At 73.2% G+C, this 25,314-nt stretch carries 23 protein-coding genes and 2 pseudogenes; 12 read left to right on the top strand and 13 right to left on the bottom strand.

Annotated elements, in window-relative coordinates; translation table 11 throughout:
- Positions 1 to 260: 260 nt before the first annotated feature.
- Both NX801_RS14505 and NX801_RS14510 read right to left on the bottom strand, forming a co-directional pair.
- Positions 261 to 518 (bottom strand): hypothetical protein, encoded by a 258-nt coding sequence (locus NX801_RS14505; RefSeq protein WP_258788113.1) that lies wholly within the window; start codon positions 516 to 518, stop codon positions 261 to 263.
- Positions 515 to 1,039 carry a hypothetical protein gene (locus NX801_RS14510; protein ID WP_258788114.1) on the bottom strand — a complete coding sequence of 175 codons (525 nt, stop codon included), beginning with the start codon at positions 1,037 to 1,039 and terminating at the stop codon, positions 515 to 517. Before NX801_RS14510 ends, NX801_RS14505 begins: the two co-directional genes overlap by 4 nt.
- 362 nt (positions 1,040 to 1,401) lie before the next feature.
- Here NX801_RS14510 and NX801_RS14515 point away from each other — a divergent pair, with 362 nt between their 5' ends.
- The gene (locus NX801_RS14515) at positions 1,402 to 1,782 is read left to right on the top strand and encodes a VOC family protein (RefSeq protein WP_258788115.1); all 381 of its coding nucleotides are present in this window, start codon (positions 1,402 to 1,404) and stop codon (positions 1,780 to 1,782) included.
- A 155-nt stretch (positions 1,783 to 1,937) separates the two neighbouring features.
- On the opposite strand, the gene NX801_RS14520 is transcribed toward NX801_RS14515, so the two are convergent.
- Positions 1,938 to 2,354 (bottom strand): hypothetical protein, encoded by a 417-nt coding sequence (locus NX801_RS14520; RefSeq protein ID WP_258788116.1) that lies wholly within the window; start codon positions 2,352 to 2,354, stop codon positions 1,938 to 1,940.
- Positions 2,355 to 2,537: 183 nt separating this feature from the next.
- On the opposite strand from NX801_RS14520, the gene NX801_RS14525 reads away from it, so the two are divergent.
- The 6 genes from NX801_RS14525 (at position 2,538) to NX801_RS14550 (ending at position 7,533) form a co-directional block, all read left to right on the top strand.
- Positions 2,538 to 3,044, top strand: coding sequence for an SRPBCC family protein (locus NX801_RS14525; protein ID WP_258788117.1), 507 nt, complete (start codon positions 2,538 to 2,540; stop codon positions 3,042 to 3,044).
- Positions 3,045 to 3,438: 394 nt separating this feature from the next.
- Positions 3,439 to 4,638, top strand: a complete 1,200-nt coding sequence (locus tag NX801_RS14530) for an ATP-binding protein (RefSeq protein ID WP_258788118.1) — start codon at positions 3,439 to 3,441, stop codon at positions 4,636 to 4,638.
- Positions 4,635 to 5,036, top strand: a complete 402-nt coding sequence (locus NX801_RS14535; protein WP_258788119.1) for a roadblock/LC7 domain-containing protein — start codon at positions 4,635 to 4,637, stop codon at positions 5,034 to 5,036. Before NX801_RS14530 ends, NX801_RS14535 begins: the two co-directional genes overlap by 4 nt.
- Positions 5,033 to 5,407: a DUF742 domain-containing protein gene (locus NX801_RS14540; protein ID WP_258788120.1), complete on the top strand. Its 375-nt coding sequence runs from the start codon at positions 5,033 to 5,035 to the stop codon at positions 5,405 to 5,407. Before NX801_RS14535 ends, NX801_RS14540 begins: the two co-directional genes overlap by 4 nt.
- Complete coding sequence (locus tag NX801_RS14545; RefSeq protein WP_258788121.1) at positions 5,382 to 6,038, top strand: GTP-binding protein; 657 nt, start codon at positions 5,382 to 5,384, stop codon at positions 6,036 to 6,038. The genes NX801_RS14540 and NX801_RS14545 overlap by 26 nt, the downstream gene beginning before the upstream one ends.
- A 109-nt stretch (positions 6,039 to 6,147) precedes the next feature.
- The gene (locus tag NX801_RS14550; RefSeq protein WP_258788280.1) at positions 6,148 to 7,533 is read left to right on the top strand and encodes a cytochrome P450; all 1,386 of its coding nucleotides are present in this window, start codon (positions 6,148 to 6,150) and stop codon (positions 7,531 to 7,533) included.
- Positions 7,534 to 7,828: 295 nt separating this feature from the next.
- Here NX801_RS14550 and sbnA read toward each other — a convergent pair whose 3' ends face one another.
- The 5 genes from sbnA to NX801_RS14575 all read right to left on the bottom strand — a co-directional run bounded on the left by sbnA (position 7,829) and on the right by NX801_RS14575 (position 17,101).
- Positions 7,829 to 8,902: a 2,3-diaminopropionate biosynthesis protein SbnA gene (gene sbnA, locus NX801_RS14555; RefSeq protein WP_258788122.1), complete on the bottom strand. Its 1,074-nt coding sequence runs from the start codon at positions 8,900 to 8,902 to the stop codon at positions 7,829 to 7,831.
- A gap of 86 nt (positions 8,903 to 8,988) precedes the next feature.
- A complete protein-coding gene (gene sbnB, locus NX801_RS14560) occupies positions 8,989 to 10,059 on the bottom strand; it encodes a 2,3-diaminopropionate biosynthesis protein SbnB (RefSeq protein ID WP_258788123.1) in 1,071 nt (356 codons plus the stop codon).
- Positions 10,056 to 11,081: a TauD/TfdA family dioxygenase gene (locus NX801_RS14565; RefSeq protein WP_258788124.1), complete on the bottom strand. Its 1,026-nt coding sequence runs from the start codon at positions 11,079 to 11,081 to the stop codon at positions 10,056 to 10,058. The genes sbnB and NX801_RS14565 overlap by 4 nt, the downstream gene beginning before the upstream one ends.
- 201 nt (positions 11,082 to 11,282) lie before the next feature.
- On the bottom strand, positions 11,283 to 14,204 hold the full coding sequence (locus NX801_RS14570; RefSeq protein ID WP_258788125.1) for an amino acid adenylation domain-containing protein: 2,922 nt from the start codon (positions 14,202 to 14,204) through the stop codon (positions 11,283 to 11,285).
- Entirely contained in the window at positions 14,192 to 17,101 is a 2,910-nt protein-coding gene (locus tag NX801_RS14575; protein WP_258788126.1) for a Pls/PosA family non-ribosomal peptide synthetase, read from the bottom strand. Before NX801_RS14575 ends, NX801_RS14570 begins: the two co-directional genes overlap by 13 nt.
- A 374-nt stretch (positions 17,102 to 17,475) precedes the next feature.
- Here NX801_RS14575 and NX801_RS14580 point away from each other — a divergent pair.
- Positions 17,476 to 17,826 (top strand): annotated as a pseudogene (locus NX801_RS14580) (transposase); the annotation flags it as partial.
- A 494-nt stretch (positions 17,827 to 18,320) separates the two neighbouring features.
- Here the strand turns inward: NX801_RS14580 and NX801_RS14585 are convergent.
- Positions 18,321 to 18,461 carry a hypothetical protein gene (locus NX801_RS14585; RefSeq protein WP_258788127.1) on the bottom strand — a complete coding sequence of 47 codons (141 nt, stop codon included), beginning with the start codon at positions 18,459 to 18,461 and terminating at the stop codon, positions 18,321 to 18,323.
- 130 nt (positions 18,462 to 18,591) lie between these two features.
- Between NX801_RS14585 and NX801_RS14590 the strand changes: the two genes are divergently transcribed.
- Positions 18,592 to 19,629, top strand: a complete 1,038-nt coding sequence (locus NX801_RS14590) for an alpha/beta hydrolase family protein (RefSeq protein WP_258788128.1) — start codon at positions 18,592 to 18,594, stop codon at positions 19,627 to 19,629.
- A gap of 437 nt (positions 19,630 to 20,066) precedes the next feature.
- On the opposite strand, the gene NX801_RS14595 is transcribed toward NX801_RS14590, so the two are convergent.
- Positions 20,067 to 20,684, bottom strand: coding sequence for a LysE family translocator (locus NX801_RS14595; RefSeq protein ID WP_258788129.1), 618 nt, complete (start codon positions 20,682 to 20,684; stop codon positions 20,067 to 20,069).
- 76 nt (positions 20,685 to 20,760) lie between these two features.
- Between NX801_RS14595 and NX801_RS14600 the strand changes: the two genes are divergently transcribed.
- Positions 20,761 to 21,285 carry a CGNR zinc finger domain-containing protein gene (locus tag NX801_RS14600; RefSeq protein ID WP_258788130.1) on the top strand — a complete coding sequence of 175 codons (525 nt, stop codon included), beginning with the start codon at positions 20,761 to 20,763 and terminating at the stop codon, positions 21,283 to 21,285.
- 358 nt (positions 21,286 to 21,643) lie between these two features.
- Positions 21,644 to 21,748 (top strand): annotated as a pseudogene (locus tag NX801_RS31000) (IS5/IS1182 family transposase); the annotation flags it as partial.
- On the opposite strand, the gene NX801_RS30755 reads toward NX801_RS31000, so the two are convergent.
- The 3 genes from NX801_RS30755 to NX801_RS14615 all read right to left on the bottom strand — a co-directional run bounded on the left by NX801_RS30755 (position 21,745) and on the right by NX801_RS14615 (position 23,963).
- A complete protein-coding gene (locus NX801_RS30755; protein WP_309505838.1) occupies positions 21,745 to 22,017 on the bottom strand; it encodes a zf-HC2 domain-containing protein in 273 nt (90 codons plus the stop codon). The pseudogene NX801_RS31000 and the gene NX801_RS30755 sit on opposite strands and share 4 nt — an antisense overlap.
- A complete protein-coding gene (gene sigK, locus NX801_RS14610) occupies positions 22,014 to 22,580 on the bottom strand; it encodes an ECF RNA polymerase sigma factor SigK (RefSeq protein ID WP_258788131.1) in 567 nt (188 codons plus the stop codon). The genes NX801_RS30755 and sigK overlap by 4 nt, the downstream gene beginning before the upstream one ends.
- A 384-nt stretch (positions 22,581 to 22,964) precedes the next feature.
- The gene (locus tag NX801_RS14615; protein ID WP_258788132.1) at positions 22,965 to 23,963 is read right to left on the bottom strand and encodes a helix-turn-helix domain-containing protein; all 999 of its coding nucleotides are present in this window, start codon (positions 23,961 to 23,963) and stop codon (positions 22,965 to 22,967) included.
- Between the two features lie 118 nt (positions 23,964 to 24,081).
- Here NX801_RS14615 and NX801_RS14620 point away from each other — a divergent pair, with 118 nt between their 5' ends.
- Complete coding sequence (locus tag NX801_RS14620) at positions 24,082 to 25,155, top strand: NAD(P)-dependent alcohol dehydrogenase (RefSeq protein ID WP_258788133.1); 1,074 nt, start codon at positions 24,082 to 24,084, stop codon at positions 25,153 to 25,155.
- Positions 25,156 to 25,314 lie beyond the last annotated feature (159 nt).

Raw genomic sequence — 25,314 nt, forward strand, 5'->3', positions numbered from 1 at the left:
CCCCACCCCTCTCGCGCGCGCCCCCCACTCTCCCCCCCCCCAACAGAGCCCCCCCCCCCCCCCCCCCCCCCCCCCCCCCCCCCCCCCCCCCCCCCCCCCCCGCCCCCCCCCCCCCCGCCCCCCCCCCCCCCCGCCCCCTGCGCCTCCCGCCCCCCGCCTGACCGTCCACCGGGCCCGGCTCGCCCGCCTGCCTGCCCGCCAAGGCAGGCGGCCCGGCCCGGAGACACCCACCGATCCCATTTGGCAGGGCCGGCGGATGTTCAGCCGTGGATGCTCTTCACTGCGGTGGCGACGAGAACGGGCGGCCCTGCGACGTAGTACCGCACGATCGCGCCCGCGACGGTGGCGAGCCTTCGGTTCTTCTCCTTGGGGGAGTCGGACGGGCTGGAACCGTGCCCATACGGATCGCGGGCCAGGGTCGTGGCCATCGCGGCCTCGAACCGAGCCCGGAACGCGGGCGACATCCGCGCCCGGGTGATTTCGGCTTCGCCGGCGTACCGGACGCGGTAGCGGCTCATGACTCCTCCGCTTCGCCGGCAGGTCCGTCCCCGGGGACGAGGCGGGCCTTCAACTCGGCCACCAGCGCGTCCTCCCCGGCCAGTTCCTCCGGCGGGTATCCCCAGCGCAGGGCGGCACAGGTGAGCTCGTGGCCCGGGGTCCGGGCGATCTCCGCCTCGAATTCCACCAGCCTCTCGCCGTCCAGCACCCCGCGGATGCCTTCGATGGTCGCGGGAAAGGTCTTCGACCCCGCAGGCACTCCCATGGACCACACCGTGGGTGCCACCTCACCCACCTCCAGCGGCGGATGCGTCGGGGCGACCGGCTCGCCGTTCTCATCCAGCACGCCGGTGAAGTCACCGCTCCTGAGCCGCTCGACCACCGCCGTCTCCACGGCCTCCCCGCCCGCCGGCAGAGCCCAGTCGAGGATCACGTACACCAGGTGCTTGGCCGGCGTCCGCGCCACCTCGGCCTCGAACTCCGCCCGCTTCCCACCGTCCAGTACCGCGCGGACCCCTCCTGTGCTCGACGGGATCTCCACGCGTCCACCGGCGACGGGAACGCTCCACACCGGCCCCGCGCACCCGGCCATACCCTGCCCTCACCTTCCCTGCCGAAGGACGACCAAGTCCCCCACCGTAGGGCGCGGTTCGCGCGACAAGAATGACGCCGAGCCAGCTCCACGCGATCGAGTGACCCCCGCCGAGCGGTACACCTACTCGCAGTGTCCGGCCGTACGGCCCATGACCACGTCCGGCGGCCGCTCGCGGTCGGCCCGGAAATCATGACGACGAAGCCCACCCGGTCCGATACGGTCGCGGGGTCGTCTCCATCGCCGGGGGCCCGCGAGGTTCGCATATGGCCTTGCCCCTGGCGGTCCCTGAACCGAGAGCAGGTCTCGTCATGGCATGTCGTATCAGTGAACTCGTGCTCGGTTGCCGTGACCCCGAGCTGCTGGCGCGATTCTGGTGCGAGGTGCTGGACTTCGTCGTCCTCGACCGTGAGGACGACGGCTCGCTGGAGATCGGGCCGCGCGAAGGGTTCGGTGGCCCGCAGCCGACGATCATCCTCAGCCGCAGGGATGAACCGGAGAAGGGGAAGTCCCGGCTGCACATCGACGTCAACGCCACCGACCGTGACCAGGACGCCGAGCTCGAACGCCTCCTGAAGCTCGGTGCTCGCCCGGCCGACATCGGCCAGACGGGGGAGGAGCAGTGGCACGTTTTGACCGACCCCGAAGGCAACGAATTCTGCCTGCTCAAGGCCCGCCTCGCCCCACTCTGACGCTCACCGGCCCTGCGGCGGACCGGTGGTGGTAGTGCCGCCCGGCTGCCGGCTGTCCCCTTGCGTGGCGGCAGCCGGGCGGTTCCCCGCCCCTTCGTGCCGGATCCATGGGCACGTGTCGCAGGGGGCGGGAGAGTCTTGAAGGTCGCTGGATCTCAGCGGGTCGGTACGACGGCCGGCAGCCGGCCGAGCGCCGCGCGGGAAGCGAGAGCGGCCAGGCAAACCAATGCGGTACGGCCCGCCATCCATAAGCCCGTTCGGTGGTCACGCTTCCGGTGCCCGGCGGGCGATTCGCGCGCGACCGGACCAAGATCATTCGCCGTGCCGGTGATCGACCGGCTGGGGCGGGCGGAGAGTGTGACCCGGTGGCAGGGGTCGGAGAACACGACCGTCCACACCTGCCCCGCCTTGACGCGCCGGTGTGCGTCGTCCTGGCCGGTGGTGTCCTCGTACCAGGCCCGTAACTGCCCGGCGCAGGACACCACCGCGCGTTCCCCGGAGACCTCGGTCGCGCGGCCCAGCGGGTTGCGGTCCAGGTCTCCGCCGTGCGCCAGGCCGCCGAACACAGCCACCGAAGCACCGGCTTCGGCCCCAGCAGGGAGGTGGGAGACGCGTACGGCACGGCGTCCGTCCCACCCACTCCCGCGCCCGAGCGCACTCACCTGTGGCCGAAGCTGTTGCGGAAGCCGATCAAGGCGGGGAATGATCGGGGCCGACCTGGAGGGGGAGATGTGCGCTATTCCGACAGCCCGCGTGTGCACGCCGATGTTCATGTCGAGGCGGCCGTGCCGCTCGTCTGGGAACTGGTGACCGACATCGGTCTGCCCGCCCGGCTCAGCCCGGAGCTGCGGCGCGTGGCCTGGCTCGACGGCGCGGACCGTCCCTTCGTGGGCGCGCGCTTCGAGGGGTACAACCAGCACCGGCTGATCGGTGAGTGGCGGACCGTGTCCCAGGTGCTGGAGCTGGACGAACAGCGGGTGTTCGGGTGGGCCGTCATGGACGCGGACGGCCGGTACGGAGAGCCGACGCTGGATCCGGCGAAGTCCCTGGCGTCCTGGCGTTATGTGCTGGAGGCCGAGGACGGGGGCACCCGGCTGCGGCAGTCGGCCCTCATCGGGCCGGGGCGCAGCGGGGTCACGCTGACCATCGAGCGATGGCCGGACCGGGAGGAGGAGATCGTCGCCTTCCGGCTGAAGGAGCTGCGCGCGGGGATGGAGGCCACCCTCGGCGGCATCAAGGCGCTGGCCGAGGCCGGCGCTTGAGAGCCCCGGGCCGAGGGCTGCCGGACGGGGGTGCGGGTCCGGCTGCGGGCGGAGGCTGACGGGCGGTTCGGCGGGGTTGCGGAGGGTTGAGGGCGCATTCCGGGTGTCCGCCCCGAGTGGCGGCGATGGGTAATGTACGCCCATCTGACGGGGCAACAAGTAGGTTTGGACAACCGCCTGTTGAGGTGTCGATTCCTGTTAGGATCATCACGCTTTTCAACAGGCTGACGGCACGGCATGCCCGTGTACGGGGGGCAGTCTCCAGGGACCTAGCGCGGAGGAGTGAGGGTGGCCCGGCGCGGCCCGGGTCGTGAGCGGATCCGGACCTCCGGCACTGGCCGCGGGCTCGCGGGTCGCCCTTATTTCCGGTGCGAAGCGACTTGAAGAGAGTCTCATGACGTCATTGCTCCAGGATCCACTGTTGTGGATCTTGCTTGTTGTGCTCCTCGCCGCGGTGCTCGCGGTCTCCCGGGCCCGCAGAACCAATGTGGCGCTGCGCCGGAAGAACAGCGCCCTCACCGGCGAGCAGGAGAACGCGCAGTTCGAGGCCGGGCGGCTGCGGAACCAGCTCTCCTCGCTGAGCACCGAACACGCGGCCGAGTTGGAGGATGTGCGCGCCGACGCCGAGGCGGCCACCAAGGCGGTGCTGAAGTCGGCCATGGGCACCCTGCAGTCCCTGGCCGAGGAGCAGCAGGTGCTGCTGGACGCGCTGCTCAAGAAGTACGGCGACCAGACCGGTGTCCTCGGTGACCTGATGCTGATCGACCACACCGGCAGCCAGTTCAGCCGCCGTACCAAGGGCATCTCGGTGCTCTGCGGCGGCTGGCTGGGGCGCCGGGAGACCGACGCCTCCGTCTTCGACGTCGCCCGCAGTGCCCAGGGCAGGATTCGGGACTATGACCGGGTGAGCGTCCACTCCCAGGCCGGTGTCGCGCTCGTCAGCAAGGCCGTCGAGCCGGTGGCCGTGGTCCTCGCGGAACTCCTGGACAACGCCACCAAGTACAGCGCCCCGGGCACTCCGGTGGAGGTCAACATCCAGGCCGTCCCCTCCGGCGTCTGCCTGATCGTGGACGACGCCGGCGTGGGCATGAGCCAGGAGACCAAGGACCGGGCCGCCGCGCTCCTCGCCACGGACACCGCCGTCGGTATCACCGGCCTCGGCGACCCGCCCCGGTTCGGCTTCGCCGTCGCCGGGATGCTGGCCGCCCGTTACGGCTTCTCCGTCTCGGTCGACTCGGTCTCGCCGTACGGCGGCGTCCGCGCGGTGCTCCGGGTGCCCGAGAACCTGCTGACCACGCAGGCGCCCCAGCCCGTACCCGTCGCGGAGGAGACGCCGGTGGACGGCACCGAGCAGCAGCCGCTCGCCCCGGCCGGTCCCGGCCCGGCGTTCGTGATCGGGACGACCGCCGGGGGGCTGCCCAAACGCCGGCGGCGCCCCGGCCCGGTCTCCGTGGTGCCGGAACCGGTACCGGACGCCGCGCAGCCGGAACCGGAGAGCCGCAGCCAGGTCACGGCCCTGCGGATCGGGGCGTTCGCGCGCGGCACACAGCTCGGGCGGGACACGAACTCTACGGAAGGACCTCAGGACCAGTGAATCCCGATCTCTCGTGGGTGCTGAACGACGTACTTGAGGTGCGCGGCGCCCGCCACGCCATCCTGGTCGCCGCCGACGGCCTGCTGATGCAGCGCTCCGACACCATCGGCCGCGACGACGCCGAGAAGAACGCCGCCGCCATGAGCTCGATGCAGTCGCTGAGCCGGGCCGTCTCCGGGTTCGTGGCGGGCGGGCAGGGGCTCTGGAAGCAGACCCTGATCGAGTACGACGGGGGCTGGATCTTCCTGATCGCCGCCGGCAGCGGCGCCTACCTCGCAGTCTCCACCGCCCTCGACGTGGACATGGAGGCCATGTCGTTCCGGATGCAGAAGACCGTGGGCGCGCTGGGCCGGGCCATGAGCGCGGCACCGCGCCGGACGACCGGCGCCGACGTATGAGCAGGCCCGGCGAGGAAGCCCCGGTCACCAGCGACTTCGTCCGTTCCTATGTGATCACCGGGGGCCGCCGGCTGCCGACCGGGAACGAGCTGTCCCTGCACACCCTGGTCACCCTGGCCCCCGACCGCACCCTCCCGCTGGGCGCGGGCCCCGAGGTCCGGGCCATCTGGCAGCTCTGCTCGGGCGGCTACCTCTCGGTGGCGGAGGTCGCCGCGCATGTGGCGCTTCCGGTCGGGGTGGCCCGGCTGCTGCTGACCGATCTGCTGGAGCAGGGCCACCTGCTGCACCGCGCGGAGCCACCCCGCGCCCAGACCGTTGACCGCGCGACCCTTGAGAAGGTTCTGCATGGACTCGAATCCCTCATCGGCTGAGCGGGCGAACGGCTCCGTGGTGACCGGCGGTTCCGCTCCCGCGAACGGCGCCGTACGGGGCAACGCCTCGCTCTACGTCTCCAGCGAGGTGACCACCTCCGCGAAGATCCTGGTCGTGGGCCACTTCGCCGTGGGCAAGACGACCTTCATCGGCTCGCTCTCGGAGATCGCCCCGCTGCGCACCGAGGAGAAGATGACGCAGGCGTCCGCCCATGTGGACGACCTCCGGGGGGTGACCGGCAAGACCACCACCACGGTGGCCCTGGACTTCGGCCGGCTGACGCTCAGCGACGAACTCGTGCTCTACCTCTTCGGCACCCCCGGCCAGCAGCGGTTCATGGAACTGTGGGAGGACATGGCGCGCGGCGCGCTCGGAGCGCTGCTGCTGGTCGACCCGGCCCGGCTGGAGGAGACCTTTCCGGTCATCGACCTCATAGACGACTACGGGCTCGAATACGCCATCGCCGTCAACACCTTCGAGACGGGGAGGACGTACGACGCCGAGGAGATCCGGGAGGCCCTCGACCTGCTCCCGGACACCCCCGTGGTCCACTGCGACGCCCGCGACCCCCAGTCCTCGGGACGGGCGCTGATCGCGCTGGTCAGCCATCTGCTCGACCGCGCGGCCTGAACTCGCCCCGCACCGACCCCCGGGCCGCCCGTCCGGGCATCCCGCCCAAAGGAACCCAACCGCCATGAACACTCAGCACACCGGGGCCCCGCCCGGCCCGGGCTGCCCGATGCACGACGCCGGTTTCGCCGCCGACCCCCGGCGCACCTACGACTGGCTGCGCGCCCGGGGCGCGGCCGGGCCCGTCGAACTGGCGCCCGGCGTGGAGGCCACCCTCGTCGTCCAGCACGAGGCGGCCAAGCAGGTCCTGCAGAGCCCGGCCCTCTTCCCCCGCGACGCCCGCCGCTGGGCCGACCTCAACGAGGGCCGGATCGCCCCCGACAGTCCCGTCCTGCCGATGATGGCCTACCGGCCCAACTGCCTGTTCACCGACGGGGCCGTGCACCTGCGGCTGCGCAAGGCCGTCACCGACAGCCTGGACCGGCTCAACATCAGCCGGATCCGCCGGGACGTGGAACCGATCGCGGACTATCTGATCGACCGGTTCAGCGAGCGCGGCCGCGCCGACCTCCTCGGTGACTACGCCAAGCTGCTGCCGCTGCTCCTCTTCAACAAGCTCTTCGGCTGCCCGGCCGACATCGGTGACACCCTCACCACCGCGATGTCGGCCATTTTCGACGGCAAGGACGCGCTGAAGGCCAACGAGGAGCTGAACTCCTGCCTGCTGGAACTCATCACCCTCAAGCGCCGCCGCCCCGGCGACGACATCACCTCCTGGCTGATCCAGCACCCCGCCGGTCTCAACGACGAGGAGCTCAAGGACCAGTTGGTCATGCTGATGGGGGCGGGCGTGGAGCCCGAGCGCAACCTCATCGGCAACGCCCTGCTGCTGTTGCTCGGCCACGGAGCGGCCGGCCGGGGGGCGGGGATGCGGGTGGAGGAGGCCCTCGACCACGTGCTCTGGAACGACCCGCCCATCGCCAACTACGCCACCCACTATCCGGTGCAGGACGTGGACCTCGGCGGTGTGGTGGCTCCGGCCAACACCCCGGTGGTCATCAGCTTCGCCGGGGCCAACGGCGACCCGGAGCTCGACCAGGCGCGCCGGACCGGCGGCCAGGGCGCCCATCTGGCCTGGGGCGCCGGGCCGCACGCCTGCCCGGCCAAGGACCCCGCCCAGGTCATCGCGGTCACCGCCATCGAGCGGCTGCTCAACGCCCTGCCCGACCTCACCCTCGCCGTCCCGGACCGGGAACTGGAGTGGCGCCCGGGCCCCTTCCACCGGGCCCTGGTGGCCCTGCCCGCGCGGTTCAGCCCGACCGCCGCCACCCGTACGGCCGCCGCGCTCCAGCAGCGGGGAGTGGTGGGTGCCGGGGAGCGCTCCGGGGCGCCGGCCGGCCACTCCCGCGCGGGGGACGGCGGAATCGGCACCGGGAACGGGACGGGCCCCGGGACCGGGACCGGATACGGCCGGGACACCGGGGACCAGCGGGAGGACAAGGGGAGCCGCCGGAAGGGCTTCTGGAGCGGCTTCCTCGACATCTTCCGGGTCTGAGCCGGGCCACTGACGAGGTCTGAGCCGGGCCACCGACGAGCGGGCCCCACCGGAGCCCGCCGGGCCCCACCGGAACCCGCCGGAGCCCACCGGGCCCGAACCGGCCCCCGCCTGCGAGCGCTTCCCCTGCGAGCGGGCCCCCACTCGCGCCCATCGGCGGACACGGGCCCGCACCTGCGCCCACCGGTGACCGGGCCCGCACCGGCGCGCGCCGGCGACCGGGCCCACGGCGGCGGCGCCCGGCGCCGGTCCCGCGCCCGGCGGCGGGGGACCGGCGGACGTACGGCTCCGGCCCTCAGCGCCCGGTGTGCCGGGCGCCCCGCCGCACCGGTGCGTGCTCCCGCCGGCCGGCACCGGCCCCGGCAGGGCCGCCCGCCGGGGCGCCGCCCGGGTTTTCCGCCCCGGGCGGCGGGGCGGTGTCGAGCGCCTCGGGGCCGTACAGCGCCTCCACCCAGTTGGCCTGGTAGACGGTGTCCAGATAGCGCTCGCCCAGGTCCGGGGAGATGGCCACCGAGGTCAGCCCCCGGGCGCCGTGCCGGGCGAGCCAGTCGGCCGCGCCACGGACCACCGTGCCGGTCGAGCCGCCGAACACAAAGCCGCGCCGGGCGAGTTGGCGGCAGGTCCGGACGGTCTCCGCCTCCGCCACCCGCACCACCTCGTCGACATAGGAGACATCCAGCAGCGGCGGGGGCACGGCCATGCCGAGGCCCGGGATCATACGGCGTCCCGGCGGCCCGCCGAAGGTGACCGAGCCCATGGTGTCCACGGCCACCACCCGTACCGGACTGTGCCGGTCCTTGAAGAAGCGGGCGCAGCCCATCAGGGTCCCAGTGGTGCCCGCCCCGACGAAGAGTACGTCCAGCCGGGGGAAGGCGCGCGCGATCGCCGGAGCCGTACTCCGGTAGTGTGCCTGCCAGTTGCCCGGGTTGGTGTACTGGCTCAGCCAGACATGGCGCGGGTCGGCGGCACAGAGACGCCGTACGTACGCGAGCCGGGCGCCCAGCAGCCCGCCCTCGGGATCCGGTTGGGACACCACGTGCACCCGGGCTCCCATCGCCTCCATCATCAGCCGGGTCGCGAGATTGCAACGGGCGTCCGTCACACAGACGAAGCCGTAGCCCTCGCTGGCGGCGATCATGGCGAGGGCCACCCCGAGATTGCCGGACGAGGACTCCACCAGCACCGAGCCGGCGACGAGCCTGCCCTGCCGCTCGGCCTGCGCCACCATCTCCGCCGCCGCCTTGAGCTTGATGGAGCCGGCGAAATTGAACCCCTCGCACTTGAGGTAGAGCGAGTGGCCGGTGAGCGGGCGCAGGTCGATGTAGAGGTCCTCCTCGTTGAAGTCATGGGGAACGGATATGACGGGCACGGTGCATGCCTCCTTGCATGAGCGCGATGAGCGCGAGGAACGCGAGGAACGCGAAAGGCTGGAAGAACGGTCAGGGACCACGGCTCTCACCCGTACCGGCTCAGCTCGTGGAAGAAGCCCTCGGCCACGCGGAGTTCGCCCGAGCGGGCCACCCGGTCGTAGACGTACTTGCCGACCGCGAGGTCCAGCACGCCGAGGCCGAAGGGGGAGAAGACGGCGGTCCGGTCCTCGGGTACCGTCACCCGGCCGTCCATCACCCCGGCCAGTGTGCCGTGCACGAAGTCACGGCCCCCGGTCAGCTGTTCGGTGAGATGGAGCGAGGTGCCGGCCCGCAGGCAGTGCTCGACGTCGTCGACGACGTTGGTCGCGGAGAGGATCACCTGCGGCGCCAGATCGCGCAGCGACACATGCAGCACCAGGGGGCGGTGGCCGAACCAGGACGCGTCGTGCACATGGGGCCGGTCCGCCACCGTGGCGAAGACCACCAGGTCGCTGTAGCGCACCAGTTCCTCCGGGTCGTGGTGCACGGTGACCCCGCCGCCCGCGCCCGACTGCTCCAGATAGAGCCGGAAGCCCGCAGCGCTGCGCTCGGACAGGTCGTACACACCGGTCTCGTCGAACTCCCAGCCGCTGCCGGTGAGGAAGGTGTGGATGTACCGGGCGATCAGCCCCGCGCCGAAGAACCCGATCCGCCGGGGGCGCGGCCGGCCCCGGCTGAGCCGGTCGGCCGCCGACGCCGCCGACGCCGCCGTACGGCTCGCGCTGATGATGGAGCTCTCCATGCAGGCGAACGGGTAGCCGGTCACCGGGTCGTTGAGGATGAGCACCGCCGAGGCCCGGGGCAGCCCGGAGGACACATTGGCCGGGAAGCTGGAGATCCACTTCACACCGTCCACCCGCACCTCCCCGCCGAGCGAGGCGGGCAGCGCGATGATCCGGGCGGTGGGCCGGTCGGGAAAGCGGAGGAAGGACGAGGGCGGATTGACCGAGTCGCCCGCCGCGTGCAGCCGGTAGGCGGCCTCCACCACCGCGATGACCTCGCGCTCACGCCCCTCCAGCGCGCGCTGGACCTGGGCCCCGGAGACGATCGCGAAGGGCGGCGGAGCGGGCGCGCCGCCCTGCTCGGCCCGGGCGCCGGGGGAGTGGGTGGTCGTCATGACGGACCCACCTCACCGGAAGGTCCGGCGGGAGGAGCGGAGAGGGCGGGGCTCACGGGGTCGGCCATCGCCAGCACCAGTTCCCGGGGGCCCTCGTACGGCTCCCTGCTGTGGGCGGTGCGGACGTTGTCCACCAGCAGCAGATCGCCGGCCGCCCAGCGGTGCCGCGCGGTGTGGGCGGCGTACACCTCGTTGATCAGCTCGACCGTCCCGGCCTCGACGGGCCTCCCGTCGCCGTACCGGGTGTCGAACGGCAGGCTCTCGGGGCCGTACACGTCGACCAGGTACTCCCGCAGCTCCGGATCGAGCGTCCAGGAGCTGAGGAACGCGATCTGGTTGCACCAGGAGCGCCGGCCGTCGGCCGGGTGGCGTACCACGGCGGGGCGCCGCTGCCGGGTGCGCAGGGTGCCGTCCGGTTCCCAGGCGCAGTCGATGGCGTGACCACGGCAGTACGCCTCCACGACGGCCCGGTCGTCGGTGCCGAAGGACTCGGTGACGGTGGCGCCGATGTCACCGCCGTAGGTCCGGGTCAGCAGCCAGCCCCGCTCCTCGAAGCGCCGGACCACCTCGGGCGGCAGGGCCGCGAGCACGTCCGCCGCGTCCGCCGTGCCGGTCTCCCCGCCGCGCTCGGGTGGAACGAGGCAGGCGATCAGCAGCAGACCGGGAAAGCCCAGGGCGTAGCTCAGCTCGTGGTGCATGCACATCGGCTGGTTCGGCGGCCAGACGGCCGAGGAGTACACCCCCGGGCGGTACGTCCGGCGGGGCGCGAACGCCTCCCGCTCGGGCACCGGTTCCGCCGCGAGACCGGCGGCCACGGCCGCCACCTGGCCGGCCTCGCGCAGGCCGAGGCCCCGGACCAGGACCGCGCCGTACTCCAGCAGGGCGGCACGCAGCCCGGCCCGCCGGCCGGCGGACCAGGCGCCCGGATCGGCGCCCGGCTCGGCGGTCACGACCGGTGGCGGCGCGCCGGCGTCGGGTGCCGTGCCGGGGGAGGGCGCGGGGACGTGGAGCGAGGACACCATTGTGATGCTCCTTCTATGGGGCCGGTATGGCCTGTGCGGCCGGTGTGGCCTGAGTGATCCATGGGTCTGGGGGATCTGCCTGAGTGATCTGTAGTGGTCTGTAGTGATCTGTGGGGCTCGGTCCTCTCCGGGGTCTCGGTGAGCTGTGGGAACGATCCGACCGGCGGGATGCCGGTGCGTCCGGCGCGCCGGGCGGGGGCCTCAGCCCGGTGGGGGCGCGGTACGGGCGGGGGCCGGGGGCTCCGCGCCGGTGGTGGCCGGAGGCGCTCCAGTGGAGGCGGGGGCCGGGGGCCGGCCGGTGCCGGTGTCCAGCAGGGCGGCGAGGTCGGCGAGCACGGGGTGCCGGACCACGTCCCGGAGGGTGACGGCCCGGTCCAGCAGCACGGCCAGCCGCACCGCCGACAGCGAGTTGCCGCCCCGCTCGAAGAAGTGGTCCTCCCGGCCCACCCGGTCCGCCGGAACTCCCAGCACCTCGGCCCAGGCCGTGGCCAGCCGCGCCTCGGCGGCGGTACGCGGGGCCCGGAGGCCCCCGGCCGGCCCGGCCGCCTCCCCGTCCGGCGCGGTACGGGCGGCGAGCGCGGTGAGCGCCTTGCGGTCGGTCTTGCCATTGGCCGTCAGCGGCAGCGCGGGCAGCCAGTGGAACGCCTCCGGCACCATGTACCCGGGCAACCGGGCGGCGAGCCGTTCCCGCAGCGCGGCGGGCGCCACCGGCCGGTCACCGGCGCAGTACGCCACCAGCCGGGGGCCGCCCCCGCCCGAGCGGTCGACCAGTACGGCGGCGTCCCGGAGCCCGGGTGTCCGCAGGAGCGCGCTCTCCACCTCCCCGAGCTCGATACGGAAGCCGCGGATCTTCACCTGGCCGTCCCGGCGCCCCAGGAACTCCAGCTTCCCGTCGGCGGTCCAGCGCCCCTCGTCACCGCCGAGGTAGAGGCGGCCCCCGGGCAGATGGGGATCGGCGCGGAAGCACTCCCGGGTGCGCTCGGGGTCGTTGACGTACTCGCGTCCGACACACACCCCGCCGAAGGCGATCAGTCCGGGCGCGCCGAGCGGGACCAGCGCCAGTCGCTCGTCCACGACGTACGACCGTACGTTCCCGATGGTCCGGCCCAGCGGGATCCGGCCCGACTCCGGAGGCCGGCGCAGCACCTCGTGATGGGTGTCGTCCGAGGTCTCGGTGAGCCCGTAGGCGTTGACCAGCGGCACCGCCGGCTGGACGGCGAACCAGCGCCGGACCAGCGCGGGCTTCAGCGCCTCGCCGGTGACCGACACGCACCGCAGCTCCGGCAGGGCGCGCGGACGCTGCTCCAGGGCGGACACCACGGCGTCCAGATAGGAGGGCACGAGCTGGAGCACCGCGACCCGGCCGGCCGTGACGGTGTCGAGGAACCGGTGCACATCGAGCACCGCCGCCTGCTCGACCAGCAGGGTCCGTCCGCCGGCCAGCGGCCCGGCCAGCAGCTGCCACAGCGAGATGTCGAAGCACTGGGGCGCGGTCTGGGCGACCACCAGGCCCTCGCCGATGCCGAGGTCGTCGATCTTCGCGTACAGGTGGTTGAGCAGCCCGAGGTGCTCGCAGAGGGCGCCCTTGGGCTCGCCGGTGGAGCCGGAGGTGAAGTAGAGGTACGCGGCCTGGCCGGCGGCGACCGGCACCCGGGGCGGGCTGTCGTCCCGGGCGGCGGCGCAGGCGTCCGCCACCAGCAGCCGGACCGGGCCGGTACCGGGGTGCGCCGGCGGCCCCATCCGGTCCAGCTCGGCGGTGCTCCCCGGTTCGGTCAGTACCAGCCGGCAGCCGGCGCGGGCGAGCATCCGGGCGATCCGCTCGGCCGGGAAGCGCGGCTCGACGGGCAGATAGACGCCGCCCGCCTTCAGCACCCCGAGGACCGAGGCCATCCAGTCCAGGTCGCGCTCCATCACGACCGCGACCGGTTCCTCCGGGCGCAGCCCCCGGTCCAGCAGCGCCCGCGCCAGGCGGTTGGCCCGCGCGTCCAGCTCCCGGAAGGTCCGGCGGGAGCCCCGGTGCTCGGCGGCCACCGCGTCCGGGTGGGCACGCACCCGGTCCTCGAAGAGCTCATGGGCGCGGCGGTCGGGCAGCGGCCGGTACGGACCGGCCAGTCCGTCGGTCTGGAACCGGACCTCCGCCTCGGAGAGCAGGGCGGCCGTGGTGTGACCGGCGCCCGGACCGGCGGTCAGCAGGGTGAGCGCGGTGCGGTAATAGCCGCCGATCCGGGCGGCCGCCTCCGCGTCGAGTACGTCGGTGCGGTAGCGCAGCCGCAGCGCGCACCCGGCCTCGTCGATGGCCGGTACGACGGTGAGCGCGGGCGCCTCCCCGGCCGGCCGGTCGTCCCGGGCGGCCACCGGCGCGGAGGCCGCCGCCCCGGAGCCGCCTCGGGCGTCGAACACGGTGTCCGGCGGCGACGACGGGCCAGCATCCTCGGGCCCTCCAGAACCTCCGGGTGCCTCCGGCGGCGACGGAGGGACGGCGTCTCCGGGGATCTCCGGCGGCGGGGAAGATACGGCAGCCGACGGAGGGACGGCGTCTCCGGGATCGCCCGGCGGTGGCCAGGCATCGGAGCCGCCCGGAGTGCCCCCGGGAGCGTCCGGCGGCGGCCAGGGACCGGGACCCTCAGGAGTGTCCCTGGGATCACCCGGCGGTGGCCAGGGAGCGGGGCCCCCAGGGGTGCCTCCGGGAGCGTCCGGCGACGACCACGACCAGGGATCGGCGTCCCCGGCGGTGTCCCCGCGCGCGGCCTCCCGGTGTACCGCTGGTCGCTCGGGGGCCGCCGCACGGTGCGCCTCCCGGACCAGCTCCAGCCAGGACCCGGCGGGAAGCGCCACCCGGCAGGGGCGCGGTCGCCCGTCCCGGCCGGCCGGCAGGCCGGTGGTCACCTCGCCCTCCCCGGTGAGCGCGGCCAGCACCTTGGCGTGCGCGGCCAGCAGCACCGAGGCGAGCGGCACTCCGAGGCCGTCCGCCGCCTGCCGCAGGGCGACGACCAGCCCGGCCGGCAGCGGCTCGATGTGCTCGGCGGTGCCAGGGCGGGGCGCCCGGGTCCAGCGGGGGAGCACCGTGTACGCCACCGGGAGGGGCGGGGCGGGGGCCCGTGCGGTCGGGTTCACCGTTCCCACCGGTCCCGCCTCCTTGCCCCGGCGCGGGCCCCGGTCACGGCGGCGTCGGGTGCGGCCGGCTCCCGGGGGGCCGGCTTCCGGGCGGCCAGTTGCCGGGCGGGGTTACCGCCCCAGCGCGCGCCCGGCGGCACCTCCTCGCCCTTCATCAGGAAGGAATCGGGCGCCAGCACCGCGCCCTCGCCCATCGTCACGCCGTAGTGGACGAAGGCGCCGACACCGAGCGTGCAGTCCGGACCGACGGTGCTGTGCGCCGACTTGAAGGCGCCGTCCTCCTGCGAGTGGCTCTGCACCACACTGCCCGCGTTCAGCGTGCAGCGGTCGCCGATGGTCACCAGCGCCCGCTCGGTGAGATGACAGCCGTCGTCGAAGACCAGCCGGCCGATCCGGACCCCCGCCAGCCGCCAGACGACGTTCTTGAACGGGGTGCCGTTGAGGATCCGTATGTACATCTCCGAGGGCACCTTCCAGTAGCGCTCATGGAGCCAGAAGCGCCGGTCGTAGATGGAGCAGAAGAGCGGCCGCAGCGGGTGCCGGGCGGTGACCACCCGCTCCACCAGGGCGAACCACAGCGGACCGGACAGCAGAGCGAGGACATTGCCCACCGCGATGGCCCAGGCGCCCACCGGGGCGTACGACTCGGCCGCCAGGGACACCAGCAGGGTGACCCAGCAGAAGTACATCCAGCGGGACAGCAGATAGAGGCCCATGGTCGCCGCGTTGTGCCGGTTCTTGGCGGCGAGCCGGTCGCTCAGCCCGGGGCCCTCCCGGAGGTCGTCGAACGTGCTGTCCCGCCGTACCGTCCGGGGGATCTCGAAACACGGCGACCCCAGCAGACCGGTGTTCTCCCGTACGGCTCCGTCCACCGGGACCATGACCTTGGTGGCCAGCAGGCAGTTCGTCCCGGTCCGGCCCCGGGAGGGATAGGCGATCCGGTTGCCGAGGAAGTTGTGCGCGCCGACGGCCGCCCGGGAGACCCGGAACGAGGTGTGCGAGAAGTCCGCGTTGATGACCGACAGACCGTCCGCGACCATGGTGCCGCTGCCCACCGACGCCAGATACGGCGTCTCGTGCCGGACCTCGGTGCCGAAGTTGGAACCGGTCTGCTCCACCGGCCTCAGCTGGTAGCCCAGCCGCCCCAGATAGTGCACGACGGCCGAGCTGTCACCGAACAGCCGCATCAGAAAACGGCGGTTGGTGGCGAGCATGATGATCCGGTGCGCCCCGTAGTGGAGACCGTAGAGCGGATAGACGCGGTCCGGGCGGATCGTCCGGGCGAGCAGCCGGGGCACGGTCAGCACGAACAGCAGGGACAGCGGCACGGCCAGCAGGAAACCCACCGCCGACGCGCCCACCGCCTCCGCGTAGAACGCCGCGTCGGTGAGCGCCGAAGGCCCCGGCTCCAGGGCCGTGGACAGCTGCGGGGCCCAGGCCAGCACCATGCCCACCCCGCCGACCGCCAGCGGGATGTACACCAGGGTCACGGCGAGCAGCTGGAGCACACTGTGCGTCGCCCGGCGGAACGCGCCGCAGCCGCCCGAGGGCACCGCGCGGAACTCGGTGGAGCAGGGCTGGGCCGGAGAGCCGTGCCAGTGTTCGCCGGCCGGGACCGCCTGGCCGCTGTGCAGCGAGGAGGCATGGCCGAGCTGCGCCCCGTCGCCGAGCGAACTGCCGGTGTCCAGCACGGTGGCCTCGCTGACGATCACATCGTCCCCGATGGTGACCGGCCCGGTCCGGAGCACCCCCGCCTCGGCGTGATAGCAGTTGAGGAACGCGTCCTTGCGGATCACCGTGCGCCGGCCGACCGACAGCAGGTCGGGACAGGCCGGCACATTGCGCGAGAGGACGACCGTGTGCCGTCCGATGCGCGCGCCCAGTGCCCGGAGATACATCGTGTAGAGCGGCGAGCCGACGAAGAGGACCAGCGGGTCGGAGCGGATCAGGGTCCGCACCACCCAGAAACGGACGTAGGACAGACTCCAGACCTCGAACTCCCGGGGCCGCCACCGGCCCACCAGCAGCCACTTCACCGCGATCGGGAGAAGACTGAGCGCCAGCAGGGCGAGCGTGCCGAAGACGACGGAGCGCGCGTAGACACCGAGCGGTCCCGAGCCGGCCGAGATCCAGTCGTACCCCAGGGCCGCGAGCACGGCGGCGAGGTACGAGTAGCCGAGAAACGCCAGGAGTTGGAGCGTTCCGCAGAGGACGTACCGGCGCCGGAGCGCTCCCCGGCGGTCGTCCGCCCGTGCCTCCCGGGCCGCCGCGGACGAGTCGGGGGACCTCGCCGGCACGGTCGTGGACCCGGCCGGTGCCGGGGGAGCGATGGGCGCCGATGCGGCCCCGGCGGCGGTCCGGGCGTGCTCCGCGCCCCTGACGCCTCCGGCGTACGCCGCGTGTCCGGCGTCATCGGCGTCATCGGTGTGCTCGGTGAGCTCGGCGGCGTGTTCGGTGTATGCGCCGTGTTCGGTGTGCTCCGTCCGTTCGGTGGGTTCCATGGCCGCCGCGAGGGCCGCCGCCAGACTCCCGGTCGTCGGGTGCTGGTACACATCGCGCATCGACACCGGGGGCAGACCGGGGAGCTTCCGCACTCGCGCGCAGAACCGGGCCATCACCAGGGAGTCGGCACCCAGGTCGGAGAAGAAGTCGCTGTCCTCCGCCACCGAGGCCGGGGGGACCCGGGTGACCTCGGCCAGTACCCGGCTCAGCGTCTGCGCCAGTCCACCGCCGTCCCGTCCCCCGTCCCGGCCGGCGTACGCGGTGTCCCCGGACCGGCCGGCGGGTTGCGCCGGATCCGTCGCGAGGGCCTCGGCCGGCTCCCCCGGGCCCGACTGCCCGGGCGTGGTGGGCGGGGCACTCGGGACGGCCGACGGAGGTCGGGTCACGGTCGGCTCTCCGCTCATGCGCACTCCCTCCGGTGTTCGGACGGCGCGGACGGCCCGCGACGCGCGCCTTCCGACGGTACGCGTACGCGTCCGTGCTTCCGCGAGACGATCCGCTCTCGCGCCGCTTTCCCGCGAGCCGGCCGGCCACGAAAGGCGAGCCGGACCACACGGGTTCCTCATGAGTAATTCGGTGCCGAGACCCGTACGGATGTCTTTGAGGTCTGTTTTCTCCCTTGTGTCGATTTCTTGGGCGGGTGTGAGAGCGACCCGACGGCAGCACGCAGCACGCAGCACGCAGCGGGACGGATGGTGTGAGAGGAGTGACCGGTCGGGTCGCCCGGGCCGCCGACCGGTCCTCGCCGTGCCCGCACAGTGGCGGGGTCGCTCCGTCCGTGGCGTGTCGTCATGAGCTGACCGACGATTCGTGGGTGGTGGTCGAGCCGTTGCTGGCCCCGCTGCGGAGGGGGCGGCCGGTGCCGGACCGGCAACACATGGTCAACGGAATCCTGTGGAGACTGTCCACCGGGGCGGCCAGGCGGGACCTGCCCGAGCGGTACGGGCCGCGGAAGACGGTTCACGAACGCTTCCGCCGCTGGTCGGCACGGTCGACCGAGCGGTCGTGTCTGTCGACTCCACGACCGCGCGGGCCCACCAGCGTGCGGCCGGAGCCCGAAAGGAGGCTCTGGCCGGGCGAGGCGCTGGGCCGGTCCCGAGGCGGGCTGACCGCGAAGGTCCGCTCAGCCGTTCCGGCGGGAGTCACCGGTCCGCGAGTACGCGCCGTACGAGGGCCGGGCCGCCGAGCGCGGCCACCGGGTCGGGCGCCCTGCGGCTGGCGGGTGAGCGGCTGCCGCGCCGCCCGGCCGTCGCGGACGCCGAGATCACCCCGGAGGCCGATGAGTACGCCGCGCTCTCCGAGCGGGAGGGCCCGCGCCGCCGAGAACCGGCCGGGCCGCCCGGCGAAGCTCATGGAGGCCCCGCGGGCACCCGGGATCCTCACCGGCGACCGGCGCGGCGGGAGCCTGGCGGTGCTCGCCGGTGCCGCGCCGCGCGCCGGCCCGGCCTGGCACGCCGCGCGTGACCGCTGACCGGTCCTGTCCCTGCCCGAGCCTGGGGCACGGATGAACGGACCATGCTTCGTGACGACGGTCGAGTGACAAACGTCAGCGAAAGCGATGAGTGATCACAGCAGTTCACCGCCCTGTGGTTCATAGCCTTGCGGTAGGGCGCTCAGGTGCCCTCACGCACCACGCGCACGACCCGCGAAGGAGAGCGTCATGCCGCAGTCGGCCTCGTCCGAGTCGCACAGCACCGGCGGCACCAGCAGGCCGGTGGGAATCAGCAGGAGACGGATGGTGACCGCGGGGGCGGCGTTCGCCATGGCGAACGCCGCCCCCGCGGTCGCTGGATCTTCCGCCCTTGCCGCGTCGCCCCACCGCGCGCCGGGCCAGGTGCGGCCACCCGTACGGCTCGCCCTCCCGCGCCCGACCGGTCCCCATGCCCTCGGCGCCGTGGCTCTGCACCTGCGGGACCGCAGCCGCCGGGACCCCTGGGTGGCCGCGCGGCCGGTACGGGAGCTGATGGTCCAGCTCTGGTACCCCGCGCGCCCGGTCGCCGGTCTGCCCAGGGCGCCCTGGATGAGCGCGAAGGCCGCCAGGGTCTTCCAGCAGACGGGCTATCTCCCTTCCCCGTACGCCACGCTGCCGAAAACCCATGCCCGTCTCGGAGCACCGCCGGACCTGCTCGCGGGGCGGCGTCCGGTCATCCTCTACTCCCACGGGCACGGCCAGCACCGCGGTTCCAGCACCGCGCTGGTCGAAGACCTGGTCAGTCACGGATACATCGTGGTCGCCATCGACCACACCTATGACGCCGGGCAGGTCGAGTTCCCGGACGGTCGCGTCGAGAAGTACGCGATGCTTCCCCTCACCGGGGACGACGATCCGACGATCCTCAAGGCGGTCGACGTGCGGGTGGCCGACACCCACTTCGTGCTGGAGGAACTGGCACGGTGCGCACAAGGGCACCATGCCGTCCTTCTGCGTGTCCTCGCCGGCCTGCTCGACCTGTCCAGGACCGCCATGTTCGGCCACTCCCTGGGTGGTGCCACCGCGGCCTCGGCGATGGCGGCCGGGGCGCCGATCGTGGCGGGCGCGAATCTCGACGGCAGTCTCTTCGGCCCGGTCGTGACCGGGGGATTGCGCAAACCGTTCCTCCTGATGAGCGAGGACGCGGACAACAAACCGAGCTGGCCCGAGATCTGGCCCCAGCTGCGCGGGTGGCGCCGCTGGCTCCGGCTGACCGGTACCCGGCACTTCTCTTACACGGACTACGAGACGTTCATGCCGCAGGTCGCCGCGCGACTGGGAGCAACCAACGAACAACTGGTCGAGTTCATTGGCCCGCTCGACGCGACACGAGCCCTGGCCGTCCAGCGGCGCCATCTCCTCGCCTACTTCGACCTCCACCTGCGCGACCGCCGCGCTCGGATACTCGACGGACCGTCGCCCAGGTATCCGGAGGTGCGTTTCATCGACGGGACCGCCTGAAGTGCGGCCGGGTTGCCGAGTGGACGGAGTCCCGCGCCGCCGGCTGCCGCCGGCCTCACCCGATCGGCACGGACGACGAGGTGCAGCAGATCCCGCCCGATGACCGAGCACCTGGTGTGCCGACCGCCGGTGATCGACGGGCACGATCCGGTCGGCGTGGTCACTCTCGCCGGCGTGCCCCAGTCCCAGCCCGACCCCAGAACTGGCCACCCCCGGGCCCTGTCCGCCGACTGAACCACCACCCGCCCGGGGCGGCCGGGCGGCAACGAGGCCCGTGAGCGTCCGGTGCGGCCCGTGCGGCAGGCCGGCCGCACCGTCAGCGGAGCCGGTGCGGCAGGAGCCCACGTCCAGGAGCTCGGGGCCCCGGCTGCGGCTTCGGATGGCGGGATACGTGCCCGCCGGCGCCGCCGGGTGAGACCTGCTCCTTGGGGGGCTGGTCAGACTCTGGCTTGAGCGGGCACCTCGCGGGCGAGCAGCAACGCGACGGCGCCCAGGAGGGTGCCGGTGATGCGGCGTTGCGCAGTGGCCCAGCTCGGGCGGTGCCCGAGGAAGGCGGCGACGGCGCCGGCGGTGATGACGATCAGGGCGTTGACGGTCAGGCTCACCGCGATCTGGACCGACCCGAGAGCCAGGCCCTGCACGGTCGTATGCCCACGATGCGGGTCGATGAACTGCGGAATCAGGGTCAGGTACATGATCGCGGCCTTGGGGTTGAGCAGGTTCGTCACCAACCCCATACGGAAGAGTTGGGCCGGGCTGTCACGGGGAATGTCACGGAACTCGAACACACCTCGCCCTCCGGGGCGCAGGGCCTGCCAGGCGAGGTGGACCAGGTAGAGGACGCCGGCCGCCTTGAAGCCGATGAACAACCAGGGCACGGCGACGAACGCGACCGCGAGGCCCAGGTTGGCCATCAGCATGTAGATGACGAAGCCGGTGCCGGTGCCGGCCAGGGAGATGAGCCCTGCGGCGCGCCCCTGGCTGATGCTGCGCGAAACGAGGTAGATCATGTTGGGGCCAGGGGTCAGCACCATGGCCAGCGCGGTGAGCGTCATCCCGAGGATGGACGCACCGGTGGCGGGTGAGGACAAGGATGTATAGGGCATGCGCCCACCCTGATGTAATGCCCTTGTGCACCTCAACCCTTACGGCGAGTATGCCGTCCTCCTTGCCCGTTCCTTGGCCGACGACTGGCCCGGCACCCGGGCCGGGATCGTCGAGCGGACCCGCGAGTTCGGCATGACGATGCCCTTCCCCGAGCGCCCTGACGACCACGCTCGCTGCCGGGCGGTGCTCGATGACTGGATGCGGGTCGTCGACGCCCGTGATCCAGCCGAGCGGGCGGCGATCCTCAACGAGCAGATGGCCGCCGCGACTGCGTATCCACGCCTGACCGACCACAATGGCGAGGGCTGGCACCTGCACTATCGCGACGTCGACGACGATCTGCCGCGAGTGCTGCACGCCGTGTTCAGCGTCGGCACCGCACTGCACCTGACGACTCGTGGCATGAATCGCCTCGGCCGGTGCGCCGGCCACCCCTGTACGAACGTTGTCGTCGACACCTCGCGGAACGGTACCCAGCGGTACTGCTCACCACGCTGCGGCAGCCGGGATGCCGTCCGCCGGCACCGCGCTCGTCAACACGAGCGGTGACGACTGCCGGCCACGGGCGCCTTCGGGGCGGGGCGCCGGCGGATTCGGCCCCGGACCACCGACCCGTCCTCGGCGGGCTCGATCAGGTGTGAGCACCCCGGTACGGGCCATGGACGGGAAATGCGGCCCGCTCGACTCTGGGGCCAGTGCGGCCACCCCTCCCCGATGCGGAAGCCACGGCCGCCCCGCCAGCCACACAGCTACGGGCGTCTTCGCCGGCTTGGCCGGCGCCTCGGGCCCGCCGGCCGCCGCGTCGGGCACCGGACCGCGCTCGATGCGGTGGCATGCGCCATGCGCGTCTATCGCATACTCGTGGCCGCCGTGGCCGCCGTGGCCGCGATCCTCATGCCGGCCGGAGCGGCTCGACACATACGCCGGCCGCCACAAGGCCGGAGTCCACCTCGCCGCACTCATCCTCTGGCTCCGCGAACCCGTCCAAGATCCTTTGCCCGACCGGTCCTAGCGCCTTCCCCGGCCGCGCGGCCGGGGGAGGGGCGGGGCGGCCTCCCGGGAGATCCGGGCGGCCCCGGCGAGGGTCCGGGCGCGCAGCTCGGGCGGCGGGACCACCCGGCAGAGGCCACCGAGGCCGGCGGTGAGCTCGGTGAAGGCGTCCACCTCCCGGCGGCACGCGGTGCAGCCGGCCAGGTGGTTCTCGAAGGCGGCCTCCTCGTCCGGCGGCAGCGCGTGCAGGGTGTAGGCCCCGGCGGCGAGGTGCGGATCGGCGGAGGTCATGTGTCCGACTCCATCCGCACCCGCAGCTCGCGCAGCCCCGCCCGCATCCGGGACTTCACCGTCCCCGGCGGGGTGGACAGCGAGTCGGCCACCTCCAGGTAGGTCATGCCCTGGTAGTAGGCGAGCACCAGGGGCACCCGCTGGTGCTCGGTGAGCGAGGCCAGGCAGCGGTGGACGCGCCGGTACTCGTCACGATCCTCCACGGTCTCGGCCACTTCGTCGAAGGCGCGGTCGCGGGAGAGCATCCCGGCCAGGTGCTCCCGCGCGGTGCTGGCCCGCACGGTCCGTACCCGGTCCACCGCGCGGCGGTGCGCGAGGGTGAGCACCCAGGTCCTGGCCGTACCGCGCTCGGGCCGGTAGCGGTCGGCGGTGCGCCACACCTCGGTCATGACCTCCTGGGTCACTTCCTCGGCCTGCGCGGAGTCCCGGACGATCCGCCGGGTGAGGCCCAGCACCGTGTCGGCGAGCGCGTCGTAGAGCCCGGCGAACGCCGCCTCGTCCCCGCCGGCCGTGCGGATCAGCAGCTCCCGCACGTTCACGTCCTGCTCGGGTCCGTACGGCAAACGCTGCTCCCGGTCGCTCCCGGCCGTACCGCGACGGCGGCACGGCGTGCCCGTTCCCCGCCCTCCACTCCAGCTTGGGGCGGGTCCGGGAGGCGCGCAAAAGGACGCGGAAGGACCGGTGGCGGGGCGCGCGGGCGATGCCGCGCCGGGCATGACCCCCCACACCCCGCACGACCCCGCCACGCCTCCGTACGGCCCCGGTACGACTCCGCCACGGCCCCGGTACGACTCCGCCACGCCTTCGTACGACCCCGCCACGGCCCCGGTACGGCCCGCCACGCCTCCGTACGACCCCGCCAGGGCCCCCGTACGGCCCGCCACCGGTCCTGCGGGCGGGGAGGAGCCCCGTACCGGAGGGGAGGCGCCCCGGACGGGGCCGGGGCGCTACTCCCGGCCGACGCGGGTGGCGTCCGTCCCCCAGCTGGCCAGCAGGCGCAGGGCCTCGGCGGAGGGGGACCCCGGTGCGGCGTGGTACGTCACCAGGGACTGGTCGGGGTCGTCGGAGAGCCGCATCGTCTCGAAGGACAGGTCGAGCCGCCCCACCAGCGGATGGCGCAGCCGCTTCACCCCGTGGCCCTTCTCGCGCACGTCGTGCGTGGCCCAGAGCCTGCGGAACTCCTCGCTCCTCATCGACAGCTCGCCCACCAGACCGGGCAGCCACGGGTCGTTCGGGTAACATCCCGCGTCCATCCGCAGAAAGCTCACCAGGTCCGACGCCTTCTGTCCCCAGTCCAGGAAGAGCTCGCGCGACTCGGGCCGGAGGAAGACGATCCTGGCCCAGTTCCGCTCGTCGGCGGCCATGGCGCCCCAGTCGCCGAAGACGGCCGCCGCCAGGTGGTTCCAGCCGAGGATGTCGGAGCGCCGGCCCACCACGTACGCCGGTACGGTCTCCATGGCGTCCAGCAGCTCCTGGAGGGCGGGCCGCAACCGCTGCGGGCGGGCCGTCCGCTTCTTCTTGTGGTTCTTCGGCTGGGCCAGGCGCAGCAGATGGCCGTGCTCGGCCTCGGTCAGCCGCAGCGCCCGGGCGATGGCGTCCAGCACCTCCGCCGACACATTGCGGCCGTTGCCCTGTTCCAGCCGTGTGTAGTACGCCACGGACACCCCGGCCAGCTGCGCCAGCTCCTCCCGGCGCAGCCCGGGCACCCGGCGCCGGCGCCCGAAGTGGGCGAGCCCCACGTCCTCCGGCTGGAGCCGGGCCCGCCGGGAGCGCAGGAACTCGCTCAGCTCGGTGCGCCGGTCCAGCGCCTCGGCGGCACCCGGGGCCCGCTGCCCGGTGCGCACGGCACCTGCGGTGTCCCCGGAGCCGTGGTCGGCGGCCTCGGTGTCTTCGACGGCCTCGGTGTACCGGGCGGGCTCGGTGGGCGGCGGGACGTGGGCATCCATGCCCTCCAGTATCCAGGGAGCCGTCACCGCCAGCCTGTCCCCACCAGTGGTAGGAACGCCGGTCGTACGCGAAGCGGAGGGCTGGGTAGCGGCCCGGCGGCCGCGCAGGGTGGAGGTCATGACCACTGAGAACCGCACCAGCACCGCAGGACCGACCACCGTCACCGCCTGGGCGGCGCCGAGCGCCAAGGCGCCGCTGGAGCGCACCACCGTCGAACGCCGGGCGCTGCGGCCCACCGACGTCCGTATCGAGATCAAGTACGCCGGCATCTGCCACTCCGACATCCATCAGGCCAGGGACGGCTGGTCGGAGGGCATCTTCCCGATGGTGCCCGGCCACGAGATCGCCGGTGTGGTCACCGAGACCGGCCCGGAGGTCACCAGGTTCGCCGTGGGCGACCGGGTGGGCGTCGGCTGCATGGTGGACTCCTGCCGCACCTGCGACAACTGCCGGGCGGGCCTGGAGCAGTACTGCTTCCGGGGCAACATCCAGACGTACAACGACCGGGACAAGAACGGCGACCGCACCTACGGCGGCTACTCCACGCACATCGTGGTGGACGAGGCCTTCACCCTGCGGATCCCCGACGGCCTCTCGCTGGACGTCGCCGCGCCGCTGCTCTGCGCCGGCATCACCCTGTACTCGCCGCTCGCCCACTGGGGGGCCGGCCCCGGCAAGAAGGTCGCCGTCGTCGGTCTCGGCGGGCTCGGTCACATGGGCGTGAAGATCGCGCACGCGATGGGCGCCGAGGTGACGGTGCTCTCCCAGTCGCTCCGGAAGAAGGACGACGGCCTGCGGCTGGGCGCGGACCACTACTACGCGACCAGCGACGAGGCCACCTTCGAGCAGCTCGCCGGCAGCCTGGACCTGATCGTCTCCACGGTCTCCGCGCCGCTGCCGCTGGACAAGTACCTGAGCCTGCTCAAGACCGACGGCGCGTTCGTCAATGTGGGCGCGCCCGAGGAGCCGGTCTCGCTCAACCTCTTCTCCGTCATCGCCGGCCGCAAGAGCCTGGCCGGCTCGGGCATCGGCGGCATCCGGGAGACCCAGGAGATGCTGGACTTCTGCGCCGAGCACGGCCTGGGCGCCGAGATCGAGCTGATCCGCGCGGACCAGATCAACGAGGCGTACGAGCGGGTGCTCGGCAGTGACGTCCGGTACCGCTTCGTCATCGACGCCGCGACGATCTGACCCACGGGAGCCGGTGACGGCCGCACGGGGCCCGGCGGGCACACCGCCGGGCCCCTTCCCTGTCCGGAGCGCCTTCCGCGGCGTCCCGCCGGCCACCGCCAAGTCCCCTGTTCCTGGCGAGAGATGGGTGGCGGACGCGCGCCCGGCCGCACCGAAGGC

The organism is Streptomyces pyxinae (genome assembly GCF_024756275.1).
In the GTDB taxonomy this organism is placed as follows: Bacteria; Actinomycetota; Actinomycetes; order Streptomycetales; family Streptomycetaceae; genus Streptomyces; species Streptomyces pyxinae.

What these genes read in the sequence shown, in the direction of transcription:
- NX801_RS14515 (WP_258788115.1), top strand. Translation starts at nt 1,402, where the DNA reads ATGGCATGTCGTATCAGTGAACTCGTGCTCGGTTGCCGTGACCCCGAG.
- NX801_RS30755 (WP_309505838.1), bottom strand. Translation starts at nt 22,017, where the DNA reads ATGACCTCCGCCGATCCGCACCTCGCCGCCGGGGCCTACACCCTGCAC.
- NX801_RS14620 (WP_258788133.1), top strand. Translation starts at nt 24,082, where the DNA reads ATGACCACTGAGAACCGCACCAGCACCGCAGGACCGACCACCGTCACC.
- NX801_RS14505 (WP_258788113.1), bottom strand. Translation starts at nt 518, where the DNA reads ATGAGCCGCTACCGCGTCCGGTACGCCGGCGAAGCCGAAATCACCCGG.
- NX801_RS14565 (WP_258788124.1), bottom strand. Translation starts at nt 11,081, where the DNA reads ATGGTGTCCTCGCTCCACGTCCCCGCGCCCTCCCCCGGCACGGCACCC.
- NX801_RS14550 (WP_258788280.1), top strand. Translation starts at nt 6,148, where the DNA reads ATGCACGACGCCGGTTTCGCCGCCGACCCCCGGCGCACCTACGACTGG.
- NX801_RS14615 (WP_258788132.1), bottom strand. Translation starts at nt 23,963, where the DNA reads ATGGATGCCCACGTCCCGCCGCCCACCGAGCCCGCCCGGTACACCGAG.
- NX801_RS14530 (WP_258788118.1), top strand. Translation starts at nt 3,439, where the DNA reads ATGACGTCATTGCTCCAGGATCCACTGTTGTGGATCTTGCTTGTTGTG.
- NX801_RS14545 (WP_258788121.1), top strand. Translation starts at nt 5,382, where the DNA reads ATGGACTCGAATCCCTCATCGGCTGAGCGGGCGAACGGCTCCGTGGTG.
- NX801_RS14575 (WP_258788126.1), bottom strand. Translation starts at nt 17,101, where the DNA reads ATGAGCGGAGAGCCGACCGTGACCCGACCTCCGTCGGCCGTCCCGAGT.
- NX801_RS14540 (WP_258788120.1), top strand. Translation starts at nt 5,033, where the DNA reads ATGAGCAGGCCCGGCGAGGAAGCCCCGGTCACCAGCGACTTCGTCCGT.
- sbnB (WP_258788123.1), bottom strand. Translation starts at nt 10,059, where the DNA reads ATGACGACCACCCACTCCCCCGGCGCCCGGGCCGAGCAGGGCGGCGCG.
- NX801_RS14585 (WP_258788127.1), bottom strand. Translation starts at nt 18,461, where the DNA reads ATGGCGAACGCCGCCCCCGCGGTCACCATCCGTCTCCTGCTGATTCCC.
- NX801_RS14595 (WP_258788129.1), bottom strand. Translation starts at nt 20,684, where the DNA reads ATGACGCTCACCGCGCTGGCCATGGTGCTGACCCCTGGCCCCAACATG.